This is a genomic window from Streptomyces sp. NPDC051976 (genome assembly GCF_040680795.1).
Classification (GTDB): domain Bacteria; phylum Actinomycetota; class Actinomycetes; order Streptomycetales; family Streptomycetaceae; genus Actinacidiphila.
In genome coordinates, this window is the sequence record NZ_JBFAXL010000006.1 from 244367 (window position 1) to 268298 (window position 23932).

At 70.9% G+C, this 23932-nt stretch carries 21 protein-coding genes; 9 read left to right on the top strand and 12 right to left on the bottom strand.

Features of this window, described 5'->3' with window-relative positions; genetic code table 11:
* Nucleotides 1–27: 27 nt before the first annotated feature.
* The 9 genes from AB0M29_RS09800 to AB0M29_RS09840 form a co-directional block, all read right to left on the bottom strand.
* Nucleotides 28–843, bottom strand: a complete 816-nt coding sequence (locus tag AB0M29_RS09800) for a polysaccharide deacetylase family protein (RefSeq protein ID WP_365381477.1) — start codon at nt 841–843, stop codon at nt 28–30.
* Nucleotides 840–1847: a glycosyltransferase family 2 protein gene (locus tag AB0M29_RS09805; protein WP_365381479.1), complete on the bottom strand. Its 1008-nt coding sequence runs from the start codon at nt 1845–1847 to the stop codon at nt 840–842. Before AB0M29_RS09805 ends, AB0M29_RS09800 begins: the two co-directional genes overlap by 4 nt.
* A complete protein-coding gene (locus AB0M29_RS09810) occupies nt 1844–3193 on the bottom strand; it encodes a hypothetical protein (RefSeq protein WP_365381480.1) in 1350 nt (449 codons plus the stop codon). Before AB0M29_RS09810 ends, AB0M29_RS09805 begins: the two co-directional genes overlap by 4 nt.
* A gap of 12 nt (nt 3194–3205) precedes the next feature.
* Nucleotides 3206–4480 (bottom strand): glycosyltransferase, encoded by a 1275-nt coding sequence (locus AB0M29_RS09815; RefSeq protein ID WP_365381482.1) that lies wholly within the window; start codon nt 4478–4480, stop codon nt 3206–3208.
* Complete coding sequence (locus tag AB0M29_RS09820; protein WP_365381483.1) at nt 4477–5235, bottom strand: glycosyltransferase family 2 protein; 759 nt, start codon at nt 5233–5235, stop codon at nt 4477–4479. The genes AB0M29_RS09815 and AB0M29_RS09820 overlap by 4 nt, the downstream gene beginning before the upstream one ends.
* Nucleotides 5236–5398: 163 nt before the next feature.
* Nucleotides 5399–5755, bottom strand: coding sequence for a hypothetical protein (locus AB0M29_RS09825; protein ID WP_365381484.1), 357 nt, complete (start codon nt 5753–5755; stop codon nt 5399–5401).
* On the bottom strand, nt 5752–7536 hold the full coding sequence (locus AB0M29_RS09830; protein ID WP_365381486.1) for a glycosyltransferase: 1785 nt from the start codon (nt 7534–7536) through the stop codon (nt 5752–5754). The genes AB0M29_RS09825 and AB0M29_RS09830 overlap by 4 nt, the downstream gene beginning before the upstream one ends.
* An 84-nt stretch (nt 7537–7620) precedes the next feature.
* Entirely contained in the window at nt 7621–8682 is a 1062-nt protein-coding gene (locus AB0M29_RS09835; protein WP_365381488.1) for a GNAT family N-acetyltransferase, read from the bottom strand.
* A gap of 1 nt (nt 8683) precedes the next feature.
* Entirely contained in the window at nt 8684–9766 is a 1083-nt protein-coding gene (locus tag AB0M29_RS09840; RefSeq protein WP_365381490.1) for a GNAT family N-acetyltransferase, read from the bottom strand.
* A gap of 309 nt (nt 9767–10075) precedes the next feature.
* On the opposite strand from AB0M29_RS09840, the gene AB0M29_RS09845 reads away from it, so the two are divergent.
* The 7 genes from AB0M29_RS09845 to AB0M29_RS09875 all read left to right on the top strand — a co-directional run bounded on the left by AB0M29_RS09845 (nt 10076) and on the right by AB0M29_RS09875 (nt 18782).
* On the top strand, nt 10076–10774 hold the full coding sequence (locus AB0M29_RS09845) for a hypothetical protein (protein ID WP_365381492.1): 699 nt from the start codon (nt 10076–10078) through the stop codon (nt 10772–10774).
* A 111-nt stretch (nt 10775–10885) separates the two neighbouring features.
* Nucleotides 10886–11242, top strand: coding sequence for a YciI family protein (locus tag AB0M29_RS09850; protein ID WP_365381494.1), 357 nt, complete (start codon nt 10886–10888; stop codon nt 11240–11242).
* Nucleotides 11239–12477 (top strand): sigma-70 family RNA polymerase sigma factor, encoded by a 1239-nt coding sequence (locus AB0M29_RS09855; RefSeq protein WP_365381495.1) that lies wholly within the window; start codon nt 11239–11241, stop codon nt 12475–12477. Before AB0M29_RS09850 ends, AB0M29_RS09855 begins: the two co-directional genes overlap by 4 nt.
* A gap of 337 nt (nt 12478–12814) precedes the next feature.
* Nucleotides 12815–15367, top strand: coding sequence for a hypothetical protein (locus AB0M29_RS09860; protein ID WP_365381497.1), 2553 nt, complete (start codon nt 12815–12817; stop codon nt 15365–15367).
* Between the two features lie 10 nt (nt 15368–15377).
* On the top strand, nt 15378–16472 hold the full coding sequence (locus tag AB0M29_RS09865; RefSeq protein WP_365381499.1) for a hypothetical protein: 1095 nt from the start codon (nt 15378–15380) through the stop codon (nt 16470–16472).
* A 184-nt stretch (nt 16473–16656) separates the two neighbouring features.
* Nucleotides 16657–17814, top strand: a complete 1158-nt coding sequence (locus AB0M29_RS09870) for a PP2C family protein-serine/threonine phosphatase (protein WP_365381501.1) — start codon at nt 16657–16659, stop codon at nt 17812–17814.
* Between the two features lie 125 nt (nt 17815–17939).
* Nucleotides 17940–18782, top strand: a complete 843-nt coding sequence (locus AB0M29_RS09875) for an alpha/beta hydrolase (protein ID WP_365381503.1) — start codon at nt 17940–17942, stop codon at nt 18780–18782.
* A gap of 75 nt (nt 18783–18857) precedes the next feature.
* Here AB0M29_RS09875 and AB0M29_RS09880 read toward each other — a convergent pair whose 3' ends face one another.
* Complete coding sequence (locus tag AB0M29_RS09880; RefSeq protein ID WP_365381505.1) at nt 18858–19463, bottom strand: TetR/AcrR family transcriptional regulator; 606 nt, start codon at nt 19461–19463, stop codon at nt 18858–18860.
* Nucleotides 19464–19656: 193 nt separating this feature from the next.
* Here AB0M29_RS09880 and AB0M29_RS09885 point away from each other — a divergent pair, with 193 nt between their 5' ends.
* Nucleotides 19657–20475: a tautomerase family protein gene (locus AB0M29_RS09885; RefSeq protein ID WP_365381507.1), complete on the top strand. Its 819-nt coding sequence runs from the start codon at nt 19657–19659 to the stop codon at nt 20473–20475.
* An 8-nt stretch (nt 20476–20483) separates the two neighbouring features.
* Here the strand turns inward: AB0M29_RS09885 and AB0M29_RS09890 are convergent, their stop codons facing one another.
* Complete coding sequence (locus tag AB0M29_RS09890) at nt 20484–21461, bottom strand: MerR family transcriptional regulator (RefSeq protein ID WP_365381508.1); 978 nt, start codon at nt 21459–21461, stop codon at nt 20484–20486.
* Between the two features lie 47 nt (nt 21462–21508).
* A complete protein-coding gene (locus tag AB0M29_RS09895) occupies nt 21509–22909 on the bottom strand; it encodes a N,N-dimethylformamidase beta subunit family domain-containing protein (RefSeq protein WP_365381510.1) in 1401 nt (466 codons plus the stop codon).
* A 386-nt stretch (nt 22910–23295) separates the two neighbouring features.
* Between AB0M29_RS09895 and AB0M29_RS09900 the strand changes: the two genes are divergently transcribed.
* The gene (locus AB0M29_RS09900; protein ID WP_365381582.1) at nt 23296–23901 is read left to right on the top strand and encodes a lytic polysaccharide monooxygenase auxiliary activity family 9 protein; all 606 of its coding nucleotides are present in this window, start codon (nt 23296–23298) and stop codon (nt 23899–23901) included.
* Nucleotides 23902–23932: the final 31 nt, after the last annotated feature.

Sequence of the window (23932 nt, forward strand, 5' to 3'; positions counted from 1 at the left end):
GCGGGCCGTGCGCCTACGGCTCTTGCGTCAGGCGGGCAGCGCCCGGTAGGGCCGCCCGGTCATCGCTCTCGCCCGGCGGTACGCGCGCCAGCCCCTGGTCCGCAGTCCCTCGGCGAACGGCGCCACCGGGGCCCCCTCACCACGGGTCCACAGCGCGAAGCGGTCCCGTCCGGTGTCGGCCAGGACCATGAGCCGGCCGAACCGCAGCGGGTCGTCCCGCTCCGAACTGAACGCCGACGCCGACCGGATGGCGGCCGCCGACGTCCACCCGGCCTCCCCCACCACCGCGCGAACAGTACGGCTGGAGTAGCCGTGCGGGTAGGCGAAGGAGTCGACGCGGTGCCCGAGCGCGTCCTCGATCCGCCGCTTGCACCCGGCCACCTCCTCCCGTACCGACGCCCGGGACAGCGTGTCGAGCTGCGGATGCGTGACGGTGTGCCCGCCGATCTCGACACCCGCCGCGTCCAACTCCCTGACCTGGGCCCAGCTCAGTGTCGGCACGGAAGGGAACGGCCCGCCGCCCGGCGGAGCTCCGGCACCTGTCAGGGCGCCCGTGGTCACGTACAGCGTCGAGGGCAGTCCCCGTGCGGCCAGCAGCGGAGCCACCGTGGCGGCGAAGTCCGCGTACCCGTCGTCGAAGGTCAGCACCGCGGACCGGGCCGGCAGCGCGGGGCCGCCGCGCAGAGAGGCGACCAGTCGCCGCAACGGGACCACGCGCAGCCCGCTGTCGGCGATCATGTCCAGCTGCTCCACGAACGTCCGCGGGCTCACCGTGTACGGCGCCAGCCACGGCGGTGAGGTGTGCGACACCGCGTGGTACAGGAAGACGGGTACGACACTCATGGCCGGGCCTTCGTCGTGGGCCGCGCCGCTCCCCGCGGCCCCCGGGACAGGGCCGGTGCGCCCAACGGCCGGACCGAGCCGACGACGTACCCGGCCACGGTCGCGCACACTCCCCCGGACAGCGCCGCGATCGTGCGCAGCGCGCCGGGGCGCCGGATCCGGGTCGCGTTGCGGGCCAGGGCCCGTGGGAGGGTCGACCGCAGGTACGCGCGCTCGCTGGCCAGCGCCGGTCCGCTGCCGCAGCGCCGTGCCACCAGCGCCTTGGACAGCCCTTCGATGTAGCAGCGGTTGCGGAAGTAGGCCCAGCTGGTGCGGGTCGCGGGGACCCGGTGCCGGATCGCGGCGCCCGGCGCGTACAGCAGGACGGCCTCGGGGTCGCGGGCGGCGATCCGCAGGCACAGGTCCGTCTCGTCGCAGCTTGCCACCGGACGGCTCCCCACGCGCCCGAAGGCGTCGAAGAAGCCGCCGACGGCGAGCAGTTCACTTCTGCGGTAGGACATGTTGGCGCCGATGAAGTTGCGGACGCGGGCCGCCTGCCGGGGCTGTCCCCGGTAGGAACAGCCCACCACCCAGTCGAACTCCGGCGGGAACCACGCCGGCCGCCCGGTCACCCACCACGGCCGGACGAACCCGCCGACGCCCACCACACGGGGGTCGCCGTAGGGCGCCAGCAGACGGGCCGTCCACCCCTCCTCCGCGGTGGCGTCGTCGTCGAGGAAGGCCACCACGTCGGTACGGGAGGCCGCCACCCCGGTGTTGCGGCCCCCGGACAGACCGCGCCGCCGCTGGTTGGGCACCACGCGGACGCCCGAGAGCTCCCGCTGGGCCCGCTCCAGGAGGGCCTGGTTGTGGTCGACCACCAGCACGATCTCGTCAGCGGGCGGGTCCTGGACCCGCACCGAGCCGACCGCGGCGCGTATGTCGTCCCAGCGGTCGAGGGTGTAGGCGCAGATGACCACCGACAAGGTGGGCGCGGTGCGTTCAAGGGGCGGTGCGCTGTTCATGATGACCCTTCGTTGACGGGGACGAGCCAGCGGGACCAGGTCAGGAGCAGATAGAGGGCGATCACGGACTGGGTGGCGAGCCAGGCGAGGCCCGCGCCCGAGAGGCCGAGCACCGGCAGCAGCAGATGGGTGAGCCCGAGCACCATGACGCACATCACCGCCTGCAACGTCACGGCCCAGCGCAGGCGCCGGCGCACCCTGGCCACGTCGATGGCCACGCTCAGCAGCAGGTTCGGCAGCGCGGACAGCGCCAGCAGCCGCAGCAGCATGGTTCCGTGGGCCGCGTACGCGGGACCGAAGAGCGACAGGATCTGCGGGGCGGCGACGACCAGGACGACGGTGATGGCACCCAGCAGCAGACCGGAGTGGCGCAGGACGCGCAGGGAGTGCTCCACCAGGCGTTGGGGCCCGCGCATGGACTCCGCGAGCAGCGATGTGCCCATGTTGCGGGCGATCAGGTAGGGCACGTAGGCGACGCCCCAGGCCACGGCGTAGTAGGCGCTCTGCTCGGCGCCACGGTTGTTCAGCACGATCAGCGGTACCACGGTGTATCCGGCGCCCCGGAACAGGGAGCCGAAGTAGTCGGCCGCGGCGTAGCCGAGCATGCGCGGTGGCGGTGGGGCGGTGCTCGCTTCGCGCTCGTGCCGGGGAATGCCTCTGCCCATCAGCACGGAGTTGGCCACGATCAGCGAGACGACGAGCGCTCCCGCCCACGACAGCAGTATCCCGGCGAACAGGCCCAGGGCGGCGCCGAGAGCGAGCAGCAGGATCTTCACGACGGCGAAGATCAGGTTCTCGCCCACGACCCACCCCGGCATGCGGACCGCGGTGAGCGCGCCGTCCTGGAGCACGAAGACGGCGTAACCGGCGGTCGCCACCACGAAGCTGACCGCGGCGACCGGGTTCAGCAGGAACCCCAGCTTCGGCGAGACGAGTGGCACCAGCGCGAGGAACACCACGGCCACCACCACGCTGAAGGCGGTGCTCGCGGCGTAGCAGGTGAGGACCAGCCGGCGGGTGCGGCGGCCGGCGGTCGGCACGAACCGCACCAGGAAGTCGTTCAGGTTGAGCTGCCCGATGTTGGTGAGCAGGAGGGACGCGGACAGTGCCGAGTAGCTCAGGCCAACGGTCCGCTCGCTGTAGAAGTGCGTCGCGAAGGTCCAGAAGAAGAAGCCCAGGCCGGCGTTGACGAGCGAGCTGACCGCGAGGACATGTCCTGTGCGCAGCACGGGTTCGCCGGGGAGCGCGGCGGCGATACCGGCGCGCAGCATCCCTAGGGGGCGCCGTCGCGTTCCGGTGCTTCGCGCACCCGCGCCGGCCGCCCGGCCGGTGTCCAAGCCGCTCACCCACCTCACCTGTCAGCTTCCGCTGCCGGCGCCGGTGAGACGTCCGCGCAGATAGCCACAGGGGCCGTAGACCATCCCCCGCACTTCCAGGAGCGCCAGGCGCCGGGACCAGCCGGCCTCGGGATCGGCGCCGCGGTCGCGGGATCGGGTGAGCACGTAGCGGATGCCGCGCGGCAGCCGCCGCAGCAGGGCGGGCAGCCGGCGGGGGTTTCTCAGCAGCGCGCCGGTGAGATAGGCGCCGAGGCCGGCGCCGTAGCCGAACACCTGCGTGGCCACGGCGTCCTGCGTGCGGTGATGGCAGTGCCAGACGATGGCGCCGGGCTGGTAGGCGAGCGTGTGACCGGCCGTCAGGACCTCGAAGAAGGCCAGCAGGTCGTCACCGCCCCGGCCGGGGGTCCCGGCACCGGTCGCGGTGTCGAAGCCGCCCAGGGTGCGCAGCACCTCGGTACGGAAAGCCATGTTGGCGCCGGAGCCGAAGCGGCCGGCGGTGAACGGGAACAGCGGGTCCTCGGGCGGATCGGCCATCGACCAGCCGCGCGGCAGGTACCCCTTCGCGAAACCGCCCTGCCGTTCGAGGGCGCGCTGGGCGGGGGTCTCCAGTTCGGCGGGCACGATCAGCCCGGTGACGCACCCGATCAGTGGGTCGCAGGCGAACGTCCCGGCCAGCGCGGACAGCCAGCCGGGGTCGACGAGGGTGTCGTCGTCGGTGAAGGCGACCACCGATCCGCGGGCGTGGGCCAGCCCCACGTTGTGGGCGCGGGCCAGTCCGGCGACGGGTTCGCGGACGTAGCGGACCCGTCCGGCGAAGTCGTCGCGGACCAGGGCTTCGGCCGCGCCGTCGGACGGGGCGTTGTCGACCACGAGGATATCGAACTCGGGGTACGTGGAGCGCAGCAGCGAGTCCAGGCAGTGGCGCAGCTTCTCCGGCCGGTCGCGTGTGGCCACGATGACGGTGATGACGGGTGCCTGCTGGAGCGCCGGGTGCCGGACGCGGCCGTCGGAGGGCTCGGCCCTGTCCGCGGCGTGCAGACGGGTGAGCTGTTCGGCCAGTTCTACTTCGGCGGTGTCGGCCAGCGCCCGCCACAGGCCGTCGGGCCCCGAGGAGTCCGCGGCGCTGACCATGCCCAGGGGGCGGCCGTGCAGTCGTACGAGCGCGCGGACCCGTCCGTACGGCCGGACCGGACCCGTGTCGCCGGGCAGCCGGAACTCTCCGGGACGGGCGAGGTCGATGTCGACCACGGTCACCGGGTGCCGGACGTGGGGAGGGCGGACCGCGGCGGAGTTCACACCGCGCTCGCTTCGGGCCGGGCGGCGGAGGAGTGGGCGCTCGGCCGTTCGGAGAGCAGGGTGTGCAGCACCCTGCGCCCGTCGGATATGGCGTGCAGGTTCGAGGCGCCGCTGCGGCGGGGCAGTTCCAGGCTGGGGACCTCGGCGATGCGCAGGCCGGAGCGCAGGGCGTGCACGATCATCTCGGCCTCGATCTCGAACCCGGCGGCGTGCAGGTCGAGTTGGTCGAGGAAGCTGCGCCGGAAGGCGCAGAAGCCGTAGCACAGATCGGTCAGGCAGGCGTGGTACAGCCGGTTGGCGGCGAGCAGGAGCACCTGGTTGCCCATCTTGCGGATGAAGGTGATGTCCAGCGAGCCGCCGCCGGCGATGAACCGCGAGCCCTTGACGAAGTCGTAGCCGTGGTCGAGGAAGTGCACGAAGTGCGGGATCTCCTCCGGCGACATGCTGCCGTCGGCGTCCATCATCACCACGTAGTCGCCCTTGGCCTCGAGGAAGCCGGTACGCAGGGCGTTGCCCTTGCCGCGGCCGCTCTGCCGCACGTTGCGCACGGCCGGCAGGCAGTGCTGTGCCATGGGGACCGTGGCGTCGGTGGAGTCGCCGTCGACGAGGATGACCTCGTCCACACATGCCGGGATCTGCTCGAAGACCCACGCGATGTTGCGCGCCTCGTTCAGGGCCGGGACGACCAGGCTGACGGTGGCGTGAGTCTCAGCTTCTCGCTCGCTACTGATGATCAGGTCGTTGTGCATGGTCATGCATCTCCGAGTGCGCGCCCCCCTCGCGGTATATTTACAGCGTATATATACACATTTGCCCGATCTGCGATTGATGTCAAGTGAACAGCCGATTTTTCGTAATAATCGGGAATGCCCCGGCCAGGCAGGCCGCGGGCCGGGCGTGCGGGACCGCCGCGATGCCCTACACGCGCCGGGAAGCCCCGCGCCGGGGCAGCAGGGCCAGCACGGAGGTGGCGGCGGCGAGGGCGAGCAGCGCCCGGGTGACGGTGAACGCGCCGCCCAGGAACAGGGCCTCCACCACGAGCACCGCCATCGACACCCCGACCGTCACGGACAGGACGCCCGTTTCCAGAACCGCCGTGCGGTCGGTGGCGCGCACCGCGCCCGGCCGGGCCCACCGGGAGGCCGCCAGGCCGGGGCAGACCAGCAGGAACGCCGTCACCAGCACGGTGCGCAGGGCCACGGTGTCCGGCAGGAAGGTCACCACCGCCCAGACCGCCCAGCCGGACAGTGCGAGCCCCCAGCGCAGCGGGGTCATGGTCCCGCTCCCGGGCCGTCGTACCGGTAGACCACCGCGTCCTTGTTGCGGTAGACGGGGACGTAGCCGCGGTTCCTGGCCAGGTCCGAGTCCATGCGCTGCACGGTGTTCGCGGGCAGGACACCTCTCTCGTAGATGTCGGCGGCCTGCGCCCGGCTCAGGATGACGTAGGCGGGCCGCTGCGGGGTGGCGTGCTGGACGAACCCCGCCAGGCCCGTCACCGGGTCGTTCACCAGGCGCCGCCGGTCGTTGAGGGTCTGCGAGTCCAACTGCACCTGGGGGTTCTGGTCGTAGCGCAGGTACAAGCCGGGCACCGCCGAGGTGACGGAGACGATCGTGGACCCGGGAGGAGCGGTGGCCGCGACGTAGCGCCCGGCCGCCACCTCATCCTTGGTGAAGTAGTTCGCCGATTCCTTGCCGTAGTAGCCGAACATGAGCCCGGCGAGCAGGGCGGCCAGCAGCGGATAGACGGCCAGCACGCGCAGGCTCGGCCTGCTCCCCCGCTTGAAGAGCAGGGCCGCGATCAGGAACGCGGCGGCGGGCAGCGCGAACAGATAGGCGCGGAAGATCATCTCTCCGCCGTAGGCGTTCGCCGTCAGGACCGGCAGCGGTGCGAGCACGAGCAGCGGCAGGCAGGTGCGGCGGACCCAGGGGCGGACCAGGACGGCGATGACGGCCAGGAGGATGACCGCGGCGGACAGGCCGCGGTCCACCCAGGCCACCACGACCTCGCCCGGGGCCGCGGTACCGAGGGCGGCCAGCCCGGAGGCGACGTTGGTGTCGGGTTTCAGCAGCGAGCCCAGGAAGTCGCCCAGGTTGGCCGAGAGGTACGGGCGGGCGACGGTGGCGTCCCAGACCACGGCCAGCAGCACCGCACCGGCCAGGACGGGCAGCACCACCCGCCGGTTGCGGCGCGGGAACGACAGCACCACAAGGGCACTGACCAGCATGAGCGGCGTCAGCGGATGCGAGGAGATGATGACGGCGGCGAGCACCATGACCAGCACGAACCGGCCCACGGGCCAGCGGTCGGTGCGGATGTCGCCGGCGCCGTACAGCGCCGAGGTGGGCAACTGCCCCATGACCAGGGCCATCAGCGTCACGAAGAGCAGGAAGGCGAAAGCCTGCGGGGAGAAGTAGTCCTGGCCCACCCAGGAGCACGAGTAGTAGATCCACACCGCTCCCCAGATCAGCCGCCGGTCACGCGTCACCGTCCGGTAGAGCAGCAGGAGCGGGGCGAGGAGTACGGCGTTGAAGACGGGCGGGGTCCAGGTCGCGTAGCCGAGCGCCGAGTGCAGACCGGTGGCCTGCAGGAAGAACGCGTTCAGGTCGAAGAACCCGGGCCACTGGTTGTACAGGGAGAGCTGGCCCGCGCGGGGTACGGCACCGTGGTGGCGGATCACCGCGTCGACGACCGCGACGTGCTTCCACGCCCAGCTGTAGCGCAGTGTCGGGTAGAGCAGCGTGGGGGTCGCGTGGATGACCGCGATCAGGCCGAGCACGTAACCGACGAACCACCCACCGGCGGTGCGCCGGTCGCTCAGCGCGAGGCAGAAGCCGAGGGCGAGCAGGCCGAGAGCGACCCAGAAGAGCACCGGCAGCACCTGCAGCAGACCGTAGTCGCGCATCCCGGCCAGGTGCACATGGCGCAGGGACAGCAGCCAGAGGGCGAGAGCCGCGGGAAGAACGAGGCGTACCGTCCACTGGCGTGCCGTGGCTCGGTCGTGGCGATGCCACTTTCCGGCGGCGGAACGCGATTTCGACCGATATGCGGTGCTCATACCCAACGTGACGATACTCCCGATCGCGGCAAGTGGCAGGTCGTGGCGATCACGAACACCGCGTGTCGAAGCGGCGCCTCGGGCTCACGGGTCCTCGAAGCGGATCAGGCGCTTGACGGCCGTCCGCACCCGGCGCTCGGCCGCGGAGACGGGAAGCCGCTCCCGGACGAAGCGCGGGGAGGCGAAGCTCTCCGCTCCGAACCCGGCCTTGAACGTGGCGAGCGAGGACTCCGGGACGGACTCCCCCATGTCGAACGTCCGGCAGTCCGCCGCGCACGCGTCCTCGATGGCCAGCCGGTACAGCAGCGGGACCGCGTGGACGGGATGGGCCAGTTCCCGGTCCATGGCGCTGCGCCACAGCTTGGCGTGACCACCGTGGCGCAGGATCACACACGCCGCGGCGGGCTCTCCGTCGTGCCAGGCCACCCAGATGGCGCACTCCTCACCGAACCGGGCGGCGACCTCTTCCAGCCGCCGTTCGGGGAACTCCCGCGTCCTGCGCCAGCGGGCCAACGCCAGCGGCTCGTGCTGCTGTTCGGCCCAGCGCACGATCGACTTCTGGTACAGGTCGTAGAAGACGGGGGCGAGCCGGCCGGTACGGTCCACGTCGACCTCGACGTCCGAGCGCTCGGCATGGCGGACCTCCCGCCGCACATGACGGTGGAAGCGGCGCTCCCAGACCGCGCCGAAGCCGCCGTCGAGGTCCACCATCTGCGTCATGTGCGGCTCGGCACGGAAGCCGAGTGCGGCGTCCGCCCAGAGAGCCTGGTCGGCGGGCCGCAGCCGCACGCCGACCCGCAGCGCACGCAGCCGCGCGAGATCGGCGAAGACCACGCGGGCCTCCGCCGGGCTCACTCCTCCCGGGCAGACCGGTCCTCCGATGCCCCACTCCGCCGGCCAGGACTCCTCCGCGTCCAGGACCTGCAGGCGATGCCTTCTGCCGACGAGCGGGAGGACGAGCCGACCGCCCTGCTCGAACTCGTAGAGACGGCTCGCGTCCCGGTACGGCCCCGTGGCGCACAGGCAGTCCATCCACAGCGGAGTCTGCGAGGGGTTGGTGTCGGGGTCCTTCCTCGCCAGCTGCCACCAGACGTCACGTGGCGCCGGTGTGGTGAGGTGCGCGGGACCGGCCGGAGTGTTGATCATGTCATTCGTCCTTGAAACCGATGAGACGCTTCGCCGCTCCCCGCAGCGCTCCGTCGATCGAGGTCAGGGGAAGCACTTCGCGGCGGTAGCCGTACGACGGGTGGCCGCGAGCGCCGAGCCGTTCCTTGAAGACGCTGACGGAGGAATCGGGGACCGAGTCGCCCAGGTGGTAGAAGCGGCAGCCGGCGGCACAGGCGTCCTCGATGGCGAGCTTGTGCAGCAGTGTGGTGGCGCGAGTGGGACCAGCTACTTCCTTGACCATTCCGGCGCGCCAGTACTTCGCGTGCGGCCCGTGCCGGAGCACCATGATGGCCGCCGCGGGCTGCCCTCGGTACGAGGCCAGCCACACCGCGCACGACTCGGCGAACGTCTCGGCGACGGTCTGGAACTTCCGCAGCGGGTCGATCCGGTTCCGGCGCCAGCGCGCCAGCGCCAGGGGCTCGTGCTGCTGCTCCGCCCACCGCGCGATCGAGTGCTGGTAGAGCGCGTAGAAGGCCGGCACCAGGCGCCCGGTGCGGTCGACCTCCACCTCGACCCCCGTCTTCTCGCCCTTGCGCACGGCGGTTCTGACCGACGCTTGGAATTTGCGCGCCCAGACGTCACCGAAGCCGCCGTCGAGGTCCAGGACGTACGTGGTGTGAGGCAGCGTGGTGAAGTCGGCGGGCGCCGCGGACAGCCACGCCGGGTCGGCGCTCGGCCCGAACCGCACGGACACGCGGTTCGCGGGAAGGCGGGCCAGATCCCCGAAGACGGCGCGCGCTTCCCCGGGGCCGGGCGCCTCGGCGGCGACGGGACCTCCGATGCCCCACTCGGAAGGCCAGGCGTCCTGGGCGATCAACTGGCCGGGCCAACGACGCCGCCGGGCCAGCGGCACGACGATTCCGCCGCCATTGTCGAATTCATAAAAGCGACTGGCATCCTCATACGGGTCGGTCGCACAAATACAGTCCAACCAGCCCGGGGTCTGGGTGATCAGCGCCTCGTCGCTCACGTCGACCAGGCGCTGCCACTTGTCCCGGGGGGCCGGACTCGTTATCTCGACATGGTCCCGGGACGACGAGGTTCGCGGGCCCGAAAATCGCATGCCCCTACTTCCTCACGCGTCGCGGACGGTAGGCGTGGTGAACCTGCACTCACTCAAGAGTGCTCTCCCACCGGTGAGGTCGCATCTTGGCTCGTCGCCACCGGCCGGAACGCACGGCAGTCTTCGCTTTCTCCTTTTCGCCGTCGAATTGCGGAATGCCGGACCAAAAGGTATTATTGCATTAATGGTGGCAATATAAAGCAGCCTCAATATCTCCTGTCGACAGAGATACTCATGGATAAATTGAACGGAACCCAGGCTTCCACGCGGATGGTACGCCTCCAACAGCGATTCCCCTCGCGTCGGCTGATGCTCAGCACGCGCCGTAAGTTCGACGACGCGATCGATCTGGTCCGCGTCAAGCTCGACGCACTCCCCGACGGCGTGTACCAGCCCGTACCGGGCGTGCCCGTACGGAAGGCCAAGCGCTCCATCGGCACCGAGTCGCGGTGGGCGGCGATGGAGCCCGTCGTCGAGCGGCTCGGGGTGGGGAGCGCCATGGATGTCGGCGCGAACGTCGGCTACTTCCCGATCAGGCTCGCCCAGCGCGGGATCCCCTCCGTCGTCCTGGAGTCGGACCTCAAGTGTGTGCGGACGGCGACGACAGCCGTACGCCGGAACCACCTGGACAACGTGGCGGTGACGTACCTGGAGTTCCGCCCCGACACCCTCGCCCTTCTGCCGGCGACCGACTGCACCCTGCTGCTGTCCCTGTGGCACCACCTGGTGCGCGAGCTGGGTCTGGACACCGCCACCGACCTGCTGCAAGGGCTCTGGGCCCGGACCGGCAAGGTCATGTTCTTCGACAGCGGCGAGGACGAGATGCCCGAGTCGTTCGGACTGCCGCCCATGCTGCCGACGCCCGACGCCTGGCTCACGGAGTACCTGCGGAAGAACTGCGCCGGCGGACGCGTCGAACACCTCGGCCGGCACCGTGCCTTCGACGCCGACGGCCTCCCCACCGACCGGGCCCTCTTCGCCGTGATCCGCGAAGAGGCACCCGTGTAGGAAGAGGCACCCGTGTAGCAAGATTTCTCCGGGACTGTCGATTCCGATGCCGCCGTGTTCGTCGTACCAGTAGGCGAGCCCACCGGGGCCGCGTACGAAGGGATGACCGACATGGCGAAGTATCTGCTTCTCATTCACGGCGACGAGCGGGAGTGGGCGGCGATGTCCGAGCAGGAGCAGCAGGCGCTCGGCGACGGGCACCGCGCCCTGTTCGCGGCGGCCGGGGCGGCGGTGCTCGACACCCACGCGCTGGAGCCGGCGAGCGTGGCCACCACGCTGCGCGCGGACGCCGAAGGGCGGCTCACCGTCACCGACGGGCCGTTCCTGGAGACGAAGGAAGCGGTGGGCGGCTACTACCTGATCGAGGCCGCTGATCTCGACGAGGTGATGGGGCTGGCCAAGCACCTGTACGAGGCGACCGCCGGCCACAGCGGGGTGGAGATCCGCCCGGTGGTGGAGCACGGATGAGCCAAGAGGTCGTCGCGGCGGTCGCGCAGGCGCACCGCCGCGACTGGGCCCGGGTACTCGCCGCCACCGTCGCCCTGACCCGGGACCTCGACCTCGCGGAGGACTGCACGCAGGAGGCGTACGCACAGGCGCTGCAGGTCTGGCCGGTCTCGGGAGTCCCGGACCGGCCCGCCGCGTGGCTGACGACCACCGCGCGCAACCGGGCCAGGGACGTGCTGCGCCGTCAGCAGTTGTGGCGGCGGTCGCTGCCGCTGCTGGTCACCGACGCCTCGGTGCCAGGACCCGACAGCGCCCTGGACGACGACCGTCTGCGGCTGGTCTTCACCTGCTGCCACCCCGCGCTGTCCCGTGACGCCCAGGTCGCCCTGACGCTGCGGTTGGTGTGCGGGCTGTCCACCGCCGAGGTGGCCCGCGCCTTCCTGGTGCCGGAAGCGACCATGGCCGCGCGGATCACCCGCGCCAAGAAGAAGATCGCCGCGGCCCGCATCCCCTACCGCGTGCCGTCCCCGGACCAACTGGCGGAACGGGTCGGCGCCGTACTCGAAGTCGTCCACCTGGTCTTCGCCACCGGCCACACCGCGCCGGCCGGCACCCAGCTGATGCGCCGCGACCTGGTGGACAGCGCCCTGAACCTCGCGCGCATGCTGCATCTGCTCATGCCGAACGACACCGAGGTCGGCGCCCTGCTCGCCCTCATGCTGCTCATCGACGCACGCGCCGACACCCGGCTGTCCGGCACCGGGCGGCTGCTCCTGCTGTCGGAACAGGACCGCACCCGCTGGGACCGCCGACTGATCGAGGAGGGCGTCGCACTGCTCACCGACGCGCTGCGCCGACGGCCCCCCACGCGCTACGCCGTCGAGGCCGCCATCGCCGCGGTCCACGCCGAGGCGCCCACATGGCAGGACACGGACTGGACGGAGATCGTCGGCCTCTACGACGTCCTGCGCCAGCTCTGGCCCTCACCCGTGGTCGAGCTCAACCGGGCGGTCGCCGTGGGCCTGCGCGACGGCCCCCGGGCCGGCCTCGACGCGCTCGCTCCCCTGTCCGACGAACCCGCGCTGGCGGCCTACGGCTACCTCAGCGCCGCCCGCGCCGACTTCCTCCGCCAACTCCAGCAGTGGCCGCAGGCGGCCGACGCCTACGAGGAGGCCCTGCTGCTCACCGACAACGACGCCGAGCGCGGCTTCCTCACCGAACGGCTCGCCGACGTCCGGCGACACCTGCGGCGCTGAAGGCCGCCCACCGTCACGGGAAGGTCCGTGTTCCGCTCAGCGGAACACGGACTGCGTGACGGTGGGACACCTGCCACGATGAGCGATTGGACCGCAATGTCGCGTTGAGGAGCCCCAGATGACCGAAGCGATGTCCGCACCCGCCGTCCCTCATCCGCCGTCTCCTTCACCGACTCCCTCACCGTCTCCGTCCTCATCGGCAGAGGCGATCGGCCTGCCGCTGCCTCTCCCGACGATCCCGACCCCTCCGCCGCCTCCCCCGCAGGCGCCGTTGCTGGCGCATGCGTCCCGGTCTCTCGACAAGGCGACTCTCGTCCCGCTCAACGCTCCTGCGCCGGTGATCGGGCAGGCCGTCATCAAGGCCGCGTTCGTGCACCAACTGGCCCTGCGGCCAGGCGAGGTGGCGGCGGTGGCAAGCCGTACGCCGGCTGTCAACGACTCCTTACGGGGGCTGGTGGCGCCCTTCGAGACCGGCGTACTGGCCTCGACGCAGCCCGGCGCGGCGGCCTTCGCGACCGTCCCCACCTCGGCGTTGCGGGAGTTCGGGCAGGCGGTGGCCGATCTGCGCCGCGAGGAGGTCGACAGCTGGGGCCGCGCGGCAGCAGACCGGGACCCGCTGGCCAGCTCCCTCGGTGAGGCCCAACACGCCCTGCACAGCGCCGCGGTGGCGCTGCGCGGCCTGGAGGTCAACACCACCGTTCCGCGGCTGGGCTGGATGAACCTGGAGCGCCTGGAGATGGCGCCGAACGGGATCGAGCGCGGCGAGCTCCTGGCGACCATTCCGCTGGCTCCGCTGGAGGAGACCGCGGTGACGCAGAAGGAGTGGTCGGTCCAGAAGAAGGAGTTCACCTCGATCGTCACCGACTCGCTGGAGACCGTCAGCGAGACCGGTGTCACCGACAACACCGAGCTGTCCCAGTCGACGACGTCCGAACAGGAGCACGCCAACCAGTTCAACATCACCGGCACCGTCTCCGGCGGCATCCCGGTGATCTCCGGTTCGGCGTCCTCCGGGTTCACCTCCCAGGGCTCGCAGTCGCAGTCGGCCACCGACAGCAGGAAGCACGCGACGACACTGACGCAGAAGGCGTCCGCCCGCGCCAAGCAGGAGCACAAGGTCACCATCACCACGACCACCGAGACCGGCACGGCGCAGAGCACCACCCGCACCCTGAGGAACCCCAGCAGCACCGACCCGATCCGGATCGACTACTTCAGCCTGATGCGCAAGTGGCGGGTGCGCCTGTACCGGTACGGGCTGCGCCTGACGTACGACATCGTGCTGCCGGAACCCGCGGCGTCGATGCGCCAGGCGTACGTCGAACTGGAGGCCCTCAAGAACCAGTTGGGGCCCTTCGTCTTCAACGTCGCCCACAACGACATCACCGCCGACGTCCGCGACGAGGACCCCGAGCCGCCGGTGACGCACCCGCCGACACAGAAGGAACCGCACTACCTGGTCCTCGCCGACCGGTTCGGCGCCCAAGGCGTACCGCACCCGCCCGGCGACCTGCCCGCACAGACCTACCCGGTGGAATCGGGAGCGCTGCCCAGCGGCCGCGCCGTCACCAAGACCACCCTGAACCTGCCCGCCGGATACGAGATCGTCGACATCACCATCGGCGGCCACATCACCAGCTTCTCCGGGCACTCGGGCCAGTTCACCATCGTCGGCAGCAACCTGTCCTGGGACCCCTTCGGAGAACTGACCTTCCCCCCGGGCACCGTGCTCAAGCAGGACACCGACCCCACCAAGAACTTCATGGAAGGCGCCACCGGCTCCCCCACCCTGGTCCTGGTCTGGGACCAGTGCTCCACCCAGTCCGTGCTGCTCACCGCACGCGTACGCCCGACCAGGCTCGCGGTCGAGCAGTGGCAGTCCGACGTATGGAACGCGCTGTTCAACGCGGCACAGAACCAGTACTACGCCCAGCAGCAGGACATCGCGGGCCGCATCGCCGCACTGGAGACGCGGCTGACGGGCGTGGACACCCTCACGCTGCGCCGCGAGGAGAGCGACGAGGTCATGAAGGCCGTCCTGCGCTACCTGCTGGGCGGCCGCTTCCCCACCATGCCCCCCGAAGTCGCCGCCCAGTTCGCCGCGTTGAAGGTGGACGTGGCACACGGCACCGGCTTCGACAGCAACACCGTCACCGCGGGCACCGCGCTGTGGACCCTGGTGCAGCAGTACGAGGACGTCGTCCGCTTCGTCAACCAGGCCATCGAGTGGGAGAACGTCGTCAGCTTCCTCTACTCCTACTTCTGGGACCTCCCCGAGAGCTGGGCGTTCATCCGCGAGATCCAGCACCCCGACCCCAACCGGCAGGCGTTCCTGCGCGCCGGCAGCGCACGGGTGGTGCTCACGGTCCGCAAGGGCTGGGAGACCCGGTGGGTGAACTTCGTCGAGAACGGGGTGATCGACGACCCCACCCAGCCCCCCTCCCCCTCCCCGTACTGGACCATCGCGCAGGAGATCGCCGCCTACGACGACCGCAACTACCCCGGCATCCCGCCCGCCAACCCGGGCCGCACCGCGACCCGGCTGGAGGACGCGGTCTTCACCACCTGCCCCGCGGCCCTGAACCCCAGCTCCCAGCCGGTCACCCTCCCGGTCGCCTCCAGCGACGGGTTCGTCGTCGGCCTCAGCGTCCTCATCGACTCCGTACGCGACACGCAGGACAACCAGGAAGCGCAAGTGGTCACCGCCATCCCCGACGGCAACCACCTCCAGGTCGCCAGGCTCACCAAGCCCCACGCCGGCACCGCCGCCGCCCCGATCCCCGTCATGCAGCCGGGCGAGAAGGGCGAACTGATCGCCGAGTGGAACGAGTACACCCCCACCTCGGGCACCGACATCGCCGTCACCAGCAATCTGTCGACCATCTCCTGAGGGCGCCGCCATGACCTCCCAGCTCGACATCCAGCGGCTGACCATCTGCCCCGGAGTGGGACAGTTCCTGCGCCAGGGCGGAGCCGGACGCGTCACGGGTACGCAGAAGGGCGAACAGGGCACCATGGAATGGCAGTGGGCCCAGACGGCGATGTTCGGCTACTTCTACGACTACTTCAAGTACCAGTACCCCAGTTGGTCGTTCGTCCTGGCCGAGAACGACTACACCCGCATGCTCACCGGCATCGCCGCCGCCGACGACATGCTCGCCAGGATGACCAAGGAGTTCCGCAAGGACTACAAGGCCGGTGGCTCACTGCGCCCCGACATCATCGGATTCTGCGCCCGCCCGCCCCAGGGGTACGACCTCCTCATCGAGTTCGCCGAGGTGACCACCAACAACCAGGCGGCGCAGACCCTCAAGGAGGACATCAAGTACCGGGTCAGCAAGTTCGAGCAGATCATCAAGGCCATCGACCCTGCCGTGAAGAGCGCGTTCAGCCTCAGCTCCTACAACGTCAAAGCGGGCCCGACCACTTGGCGCCCGCGCGGAATGCTGCAGCGCATCGTGCCCCTGCCGCCGCGTACGGAAGCCAACATCACGTACGTCGAGTGGATCTGCTTCGAGCCGACCTTCTGGTACCCCTACCCCGACGGCACCGACGGCCTGCTCCTCTACGAGATCCACTCCATGCCCCTCGACGCCGTGGCCCTCCCCGTCGTCGTGAAGAAGCTCGTCGAACAGGAACGCCTGCGCCGCCAGGGCACCCGCACCGCATACGGTGTCACTCTCACCCCGTGGCTCAACGACGCCTACCTCAACCGCATCCCCCAGGACCGCGACCTCCTGCGCGCCGCCGCCATCCTCACCGGCGCCGGCCTGCTCGTGGCCCTGGCCGTCTACCTCGCCCCCGTGGTCGCCGGACTCGAACTCGCCGCCCTCCTCCAACCCGCCGCCGCGGGCATCGCCGCCGGAGCCACCGCGGCCGGCGAGCTCAGCGCGGCCACCCTCACGGCCATCTCCACCGGGCTCGCGGCCACCATGACCACCGCGGCCCAATGGATGACCGCCCTCGGCCGCCCCCTCGTCGAACTCGCCCCCTGATCGCACCGCGGACGACGCTCGCCGGACCCGGGGGCAGCCGGCGCCGCCGGGCACGAGACACAGGCCTGGTCTCGGTACCTGGCCACCGAGCGCGGCGACGAGGCACGCAAGAGTTACGTCGAAGACCGGTTCACCGGCGTCGTCTGAGCATGCGGCGGGCGGCGGCCCGGCGCACAGTTGGTTCATGGACGTGTGGGCTCGGGGGGATGGCGAAGAGGGGCCATGGCGGCGGAACGGGTGGCTGCTGCTGTTCCCGATCGCGCTGATCGTCCTGATCGCCGTGATCGACGTCCGTTCGCCCACCGACATCCACCTCGGGCCGCTGCTGGTGATCGCACCCGCGCTGACCCCGTCGTTCGCCGGTCCCAAGGCCACCGCCGCCATCGGGGCCCTCGCGGTGACGGCGCAGGTGCTGATAGCCGTCCTGCACGGCGGACTGACCACCGCGAACCATCTGGCCCAGATCTGCGCACTGACCGTCCTCTCAGTACTGATCGTGATCTTCACAGTGGTACGTGAGCGCCGCCGCCGGGAGCTCGCCCACGCGCAGTCCATCGCCGAGTCCGCCCAGCGTGCCCTGCTGCGCCCTCTACCCGACCGGATCGGTCCGCTGCAGATCGCCAGCATGTACCTGGCCGCCGAGACCGAGGCCCAGATCGGCGGAGACCTCTACACCGCCACCCGGACCGAAACCGGCACCCGCATCCTGATCGGCGACGTCCGCGGCAAGGGACTCGCGGCCGTGGGCGAGGCCGCGCTGCTGCTGAGCGCCTTCCGCCTGGTCGCGGCCCTGCGCCCCGACCTGACCGACGTCGCGCGCATCCTCAACCAGCACGTCCAGCGCTACCTCGTCGACTTCGCCGCCACCGGAGACGAGACCGGCGAACACTTCATCACCGCTCAGCTCCTCGACATCCCCGACGACGAGCCCGTCGCCCGCCTGATCAACTGCGGCCACCCCCCGCCCCTGCTCCTGCACGACGGAACCCTGCACCTCCTGGAGACCGAAGCGCTCCCTCCCCTCGGAGTCCAGGCCCTGGCACCCAGCACCGGCGGCAACATGACGATCGCCTTCGAGCCGGACGACACGCTGCTGCTCTACACCGACGGAGTGACCGAGGCCCGCGACGGCGAGGGCGTCTTCTATCCCCTCCCCGAGCGCGCGGCCCGCTGGACGACCTGCCCCCCGGAGGCCCTGGTCAGCCACCTGCGCAAAGACCTGCTGGCCTACAGCGGAGGGCGGCTCGGCGACGACGCGGCGATCATCGCCATCAGACGCGCCCCGAAGGCGCGCCGCCGGGAAGAGCCGCCCGAACAGGCCGAGCCGCAGGCGAAGCCGTAGCCGTAGCCGTAGCGATGAGTTTGGACGGCGGAACGAGTCTGCCCTGGCATGACACGAACCGTCACTGACATCGCCGTCTCCTCCGACGGCCACACCGCGGCCCTACGACGTCCGGCGGTGAGCCGATGACCACAGTCCAGGCCAACAAGATCGATGTGGGCATCGAGTCCTTCGGTGCCGACGACGCGCCACTGGTCCTGCTCGTGGGCTCACCGACGATGCTCTCCTGGCCCGACGCGCTGTGCGAGCGCCTGGCCGCGGGCGGACGCCGGGTGGTGCGCTACGACCTGCGCGACAGCGGTGCGTCGACGACGGCGGATCCGCAGGCGCCCGCCTACACCCTGCGCGACCTCGCCGCCGACGCGGAGGCGCTCGTGGACGCCCTCGGCGGGCGGCCTGCCCACCTCGCGGGGATAGGCGTCGGCGGGATGGTCGCCCAGGTGGCCGTGCTCGACCATCCGGGCGCGTTCTCGGCGCTCACCCTGGTCGGCACCCGCGCCGTGGCCCCGGGCCCGCCCGACGACGACCTCCCCGACCACGACCAGGCGGCGATGGGCCAGCTCTTCACCCGTCCGATGCCCGACTGGGCCGACCGCGAGGCCGTGGCAGACTTCGCCGCCGCCGGCGCGCTGATCCTCGGGGACGACCCCGCCGCCGCACGCGCGACCGCCGCACGCGTCTGGGACCGTACGCCGGGCACCGCGCCCCCGGTCCAGCTGGCCAACCAGATCGGCACGGTGTTCGCCGCGCTCGACTGCACACCCCGCTGGCGCGAACGCCTCCCCGGGATCGGCGTCCCCACCCTCGTCGTCCACGGCCGCCGCGACCGCTTCTTCCCCGTCGGCAACGGCGAGGCGCTCGCCCGCGAGATCCCCGGGGCACGGCTGCTGGTCCTGGAGGAGGCCGCCACCGCGATCCCGGCCGCCTCGGTCGGCGAGATCGCTCAGGCCATGCTCACGCTCGGGTAGCGGGGAGCGCTCGACGGGTGCGGCCGGGCCGGGCCTCCACCCGGCACCGGCCGCTGGAGGCCAGGCCCCCCGCCGCTAGCCGCGCTGCCGGCCGGGGCTTCTGGGCGACACGCTCGCCGCGTAGTGGGTCAGCGTGGTGTGCACGGCGTCGTACGGGGCCGGGCTGCGCTGGGCGCGGGCGGTGACCATCGCTCCCTCGACGCCCGCGATCACGGCGTTGGCGAGGGTGCGTGCCGTGGGCCGCTCAAGGCCGAACGCGACGAAGTGATAAGTGAGCCGGTCGACCATCTCGGCGAACGACTGGCGGCTCGCCTCGGCCACCTCGTCCGATTCCTGGGCGGCGCCTTCGGTGACCAGCGGGGCGATCCCGCAGCCGCGCGCGTATCCGCTGGCGACCATGCCCTCGCGGCCGAGGCCCACATAGATCTCGACGAGCCGTGCGGCGCTGTCCGCCTGCTCGGCGGCCCGGTCGATCAGCTCCACCTGCTCATGGGCATGCGCCGCGGCAGCCTCGATCGCCAGTTCCGTCTTGCCGCCGGGGAAGTGGAAGTAGACCGAGCCGCGCGGGGCGCCGCTGAGCTTGAGCACATCCGAGAAGGCCGTCGCGTTGTATCCGCGCTCCCGCATGAGCTGCTTGGCCGCCTGCACCATCTTCTGTCTCGCGTCGGACCGCTGCCCCATCGATGTGCCGTCCCGTAGCCATAGAAGGTATGCCAGCTTACATAGTACAGAGCCGATACATCGTGCGCCGAGCGGCCAAACCAGGGCCACATCCCCTGCCCGACTCTGGCGAGCTAGGTATGATGGCATGCATAGTAGAGGCGCTCCGGCTACCCACTCCCTCGGCCCGAGCCGACCCAGGAGAGGACTGATCATGCCTTTCGCCGACATCTCACTCGTCCGCGGCAAGTCGCCCGCGTACCACCACGCGGTGTCCCGGGCGGTCCACGACGCGCTGGTCTCCGCACTCGGCATGAAGCCGGACGACGACTTCCAGCTCATCCACGAGTTCGAGCAGCGCGCGATGGTCTTCCCCCGCGAGTTCCGGGGCGGGCCGCGCTCGCAGGACTGGACGGTCATCCGGATCACCCACGGCCTCGAGCGCGGCCCGCGGGCCAAGCGCCGTTTCTACGCCGAGCTGGTGCGGCTGCTCGGAGTCGATCCGGGCATCAGCCCGGCGGACGTCTTCGTGATGATGACACTCACCCCGCCGGAGAACTTCTCCTTCGCCGACGGCGTCATCGGGACCGACGTCGTCGCGGTCGAGGCACTCGACGCCGCCGCCGCGAATCCCGGCTCACGGGAGGTCTACACGAAGGACGAAATCACCTACGCCCTCACCGAGTTGTTCGCGCACCGCGACAGCAGCCGCCTCCTGCCGATGCTGCGGGACGACTTCGTCATGTCGCTCCCCGAGTCACTGCCCTACGGCGGCGACTACACCGGCCCCAAGGCATTCGAGGACTTCTTCGCCAAACCCCCCGGCGGCACGGACGTGTGGGAGTCGTTCAGCAGCCGGGTCGACCAAGTGATCGAGGCCGAAGGCCACTTCGCGGTCCAGCTGACCAACACGGCCGTACCCAAAGCGACCGGCGTTCCCGTGGTGTTCCACAACCTGTGGCTCTTCGAGGTCGCCAACGGCCGTGTCGCGCGCACCCGGCTGTACGCCGACACGGCCCAGGTGCCCCGCTAGCCCACCGATCAGCGTGGCACGGCGGGTTGGGGGGCGGCTCCCGCGTCGATGGCGTCGGCCAGCCACGCGTACAGAGCCGCGCGGGGAGACGGTGGCTCCTGGCCGTGCATGATGGCCAGCAGCCGACGGTAGCGGTCCAGTCGATCGTCAATTCCCGCGTCCAGCTGAGCCCGCAGGCGGTTACGGACGGCCGTTCGACGCTCGGGGAGGGGATCGCCGAGCAGGCGGTCCACAACCCCGGCGGCTCGGGGCGAGTCCGGCGCGACGCCCTCGCGCATCGCCGCGCCGATCGTACGGTCAAGGTTCTCGGCGAACAGACGGTGCCTGTCCGGCCCCGCCGACGGCCCGGCTCCTCCGCCCTTCGCCCGACCGCCAGTACTCTGCTCCATGGCCCGGCGCGCCATCTGCTGGAACCGCGGATCCCGCACCATCTCCGACAACTCCAGCCACGCGTCCAACTGCTCCTGCGTCGGAGCGTCCGGCAGCCGGTGGCCGCCGCCGCGCAACCGGTCCCGCAAGCGGGGTTCGGCGTCCAGGCCCTCGCAGACACGCGCTGCGAAGTCGTCGATGATCCGCTGCCGCTCCTGCGCCGACAACCGTGCCATACGGTTCAGACGGTCCATGTGCCCTGGCTCCTCTCGATCTCCTGCCGCGATGGCGGACAGCACCGCGCGGCGCAGCCGTAGCGTGGTGATCTGGGCGTCGAGTGCCGTGACATGAACCGCGGCCACCTCGGCCACAGTGCTCTCCCGGTTCAGCACCCTCCCGACCTCGGCGTGGCTGAGCCCCAACTCACGCAAGGTCGCCACCAATTCGAGCCGCGCCACTCCCGCCGCGTCATAGAGCCGGTGCCCACCCGCACTGCGCCTGGCCTCCGGAACCACCCCGGTCTCCGACCAGTACCGGATGGTCCGCACCGCCAGCCCGGTCCGCCGGGCGAGCTCACCAATCGTCAGCAGCGGGGCACCTGCTTGTACGCCGTCCATGCCCCAGAGTCTGCGACCTCCACCCGCTGGAGGTGCAAGCGGCGCATTCAGGTCCGGTACACGCCCGCGACGTTGTCGCGCGGCGCGGGGCGGGTTGTCGCGGCCGGGCCCTCGGCGAAGGCGTGGAGTACGTTCTCCGTGGCGCGGGTGACGAACGTGCGGGTTCGGGCGTCCATGCCGTGGTCGCGTCCGTCCTGGCCGGCCCCGGCCATCAGGGCCTCGACCCAGCGCATCGTCCCGCTCGCGAAGACACCGGCGCCGCTGGGTGCCGTGTAGTAGGCGGAATCCGAGTGGGTCTGCCGCCCCTCGCAGACGACGGGCGAGTGGGCCACGATCTCGAGGGGGCCAGGGAGCGGATATCCGGTGTCGACCCGGTCGTACTCGGCGCCGACCAGATGGTCGAAGGAGTCCCCGCGGGCCACACCCGTACCGGCGAACAGCCAGTGGTCGGGGCTCTCGACGACGTAGGGCGCGTCGACCGGGTAGCCGTCGTAGAGGACGCCCGTGAGTGAGGACTCCGGGTCCGGGGCGGGTGGGCTGCGGAAGTCGGTCGTGGGCATCGTGGGGTGCTGCGCGAGATACGGATCCGCCGGGTAGTCGGACTTGTAGCAGACCACCGTGCGGTCCGCGCCGAGCGGTCCGGCCTGGAGGCGGATCCGCCGGAAGCAGGTGTTGGCGCCGAGGAAGGCCAGGTTCGTCCCGGCGTCGCGCGCCTGCGTCACGGACCGCCGCTGCTCCGGGGTCCAGTACTCGTCGTGGCCCAGCGCCACCGCGGTGGTCGCACCGCGAAGCACTGACGGTGAACGGTGGACATCGATACCGGTCGTGTAGGCCAGCGGGATGCCCAGCCGTTCCGCGAGCACCACCGCGGCCCGCTCGTAGACGAGGAACTTCTCCGCGCCGTTCCCGTCGTACGGGCGGTCGAAGGACACCATGCGCGACCGGGTCGCGTACGAGCCGTCGCCGCCGCGGTAGAGGCCGCCCCAGGCGTTGTACGCCTGCCAGGTCGCCGGGGCGTGCATGATCAGCGTCCTGCCGACCGCTGTGGTCGAACGGACGACCAGCGGAACATATCGCTGGCTGCCGTCCTCGGCGTCCAGGCGCAGCAGGTAGGCGCCTTCCGGCCAGCCCTCGGTCCGCACGGTCAGGCCGCGCTCCCAGCCCGCCCGTACCGTCCGGGTCGCGTCCAGCTGTTCGCTTCCGGCGCGCCGCTCGCCGCGGATCCGGTCGGACTCCCAGATCAACGCGGCCTGCTTGCCGCCGTACCACCCCACCCGGAAGGCCGCCGCCCGGAAGCCGGGCGCGAGCGTGGACACGTACAGCCCGAACTCCTCGCCCGGGACCACACTGACCTTGTCGCAGTACCCCTCGATCGCCTCGGGCGCCCCGGTGCGGTGGATCCGCCAATCGGCGTCAGCCGTTCCCCGGGCGGCGCCGGTGGGGAGCACCCCCGTGACCCTGGTGCGGCTCCGGTCCGCAGCTGTGTCACATCCGGCGATCGCGAGAGCCGCGGCGCCGAGGGCGCCACCGGCCACCGCACCGAGGAGACCGCGGCGATCGAGGCCCGCCGATCCCCCTCGCTGCTTGCCGCTGTCCACCACACCGACCCTGCCACGGAAGGAGTCCCCGCGCCCCCCGGCACCCCGGCGCCGAGAGGGGCCGCACGCCGCCGACACGACCACCTCCGGTTGGTGACTTTCTGCAACCAGTAACGCACAGTGAGTATCGCGTCGAGGTCGGCGTTCCGGTGAAGCGGCTGTTCGGACGCCGCGTACTCCGGCCGCCGACGACGCCGAAGCGGTATCCACGGCACCATGAGGAGGCAGAAGTGGCTATGGCAGAACGCGGTGATGTCACCCCCGCACACGGGTGGCTGACGAATCCCCGCTCGCGCGCCGACATCGAGTTCAATGGCGGCTGGCCGTCCAACGGGATCGAGGCGGGCAAGTTCTTTCCGGCCCGGCAGGTCGGGCTGGCGGACCCGGACGCGCCGACGGACAACCCGAGTGGGCCGAAGCCGGTGCCGCCGGACGGGCAGATCGCCAGTGGCGGCAGTGAGCCGGACGCGGCGAAGCTGGACGAGGTACGGGACTGGCCGAAGGTCGATCTCCGTGCGGGCGCGGAAGTCCCCTTCCAGTGGAACTTCTCGCAGAAGCACAGGACGCGCCGCTACAACTACTTCGTGACGAAGGCGGGTTGGGACCCGAGTGAGCCGCTGAGCCGCGATCAGTTCGAGTCGGAGCCGTTCGCGACCTACAAGCCGTACGGCAACATCCCGCACTGGGAGATGCCGGACGCCTCCACGGACCCGAACCTCGAGAAGCCGCACACGATCAGGTTGCCGGAGCGTTCCGGCTACCACGTGATCCTCGGGGTGTGGGAGGTGGCCGACACGGGCCATGCCTTCTACCAGGTGATGGACGTCAACTTCACCCAGTAGCACCTGGCGGCTCCGATCTCCGCCGCGGTGA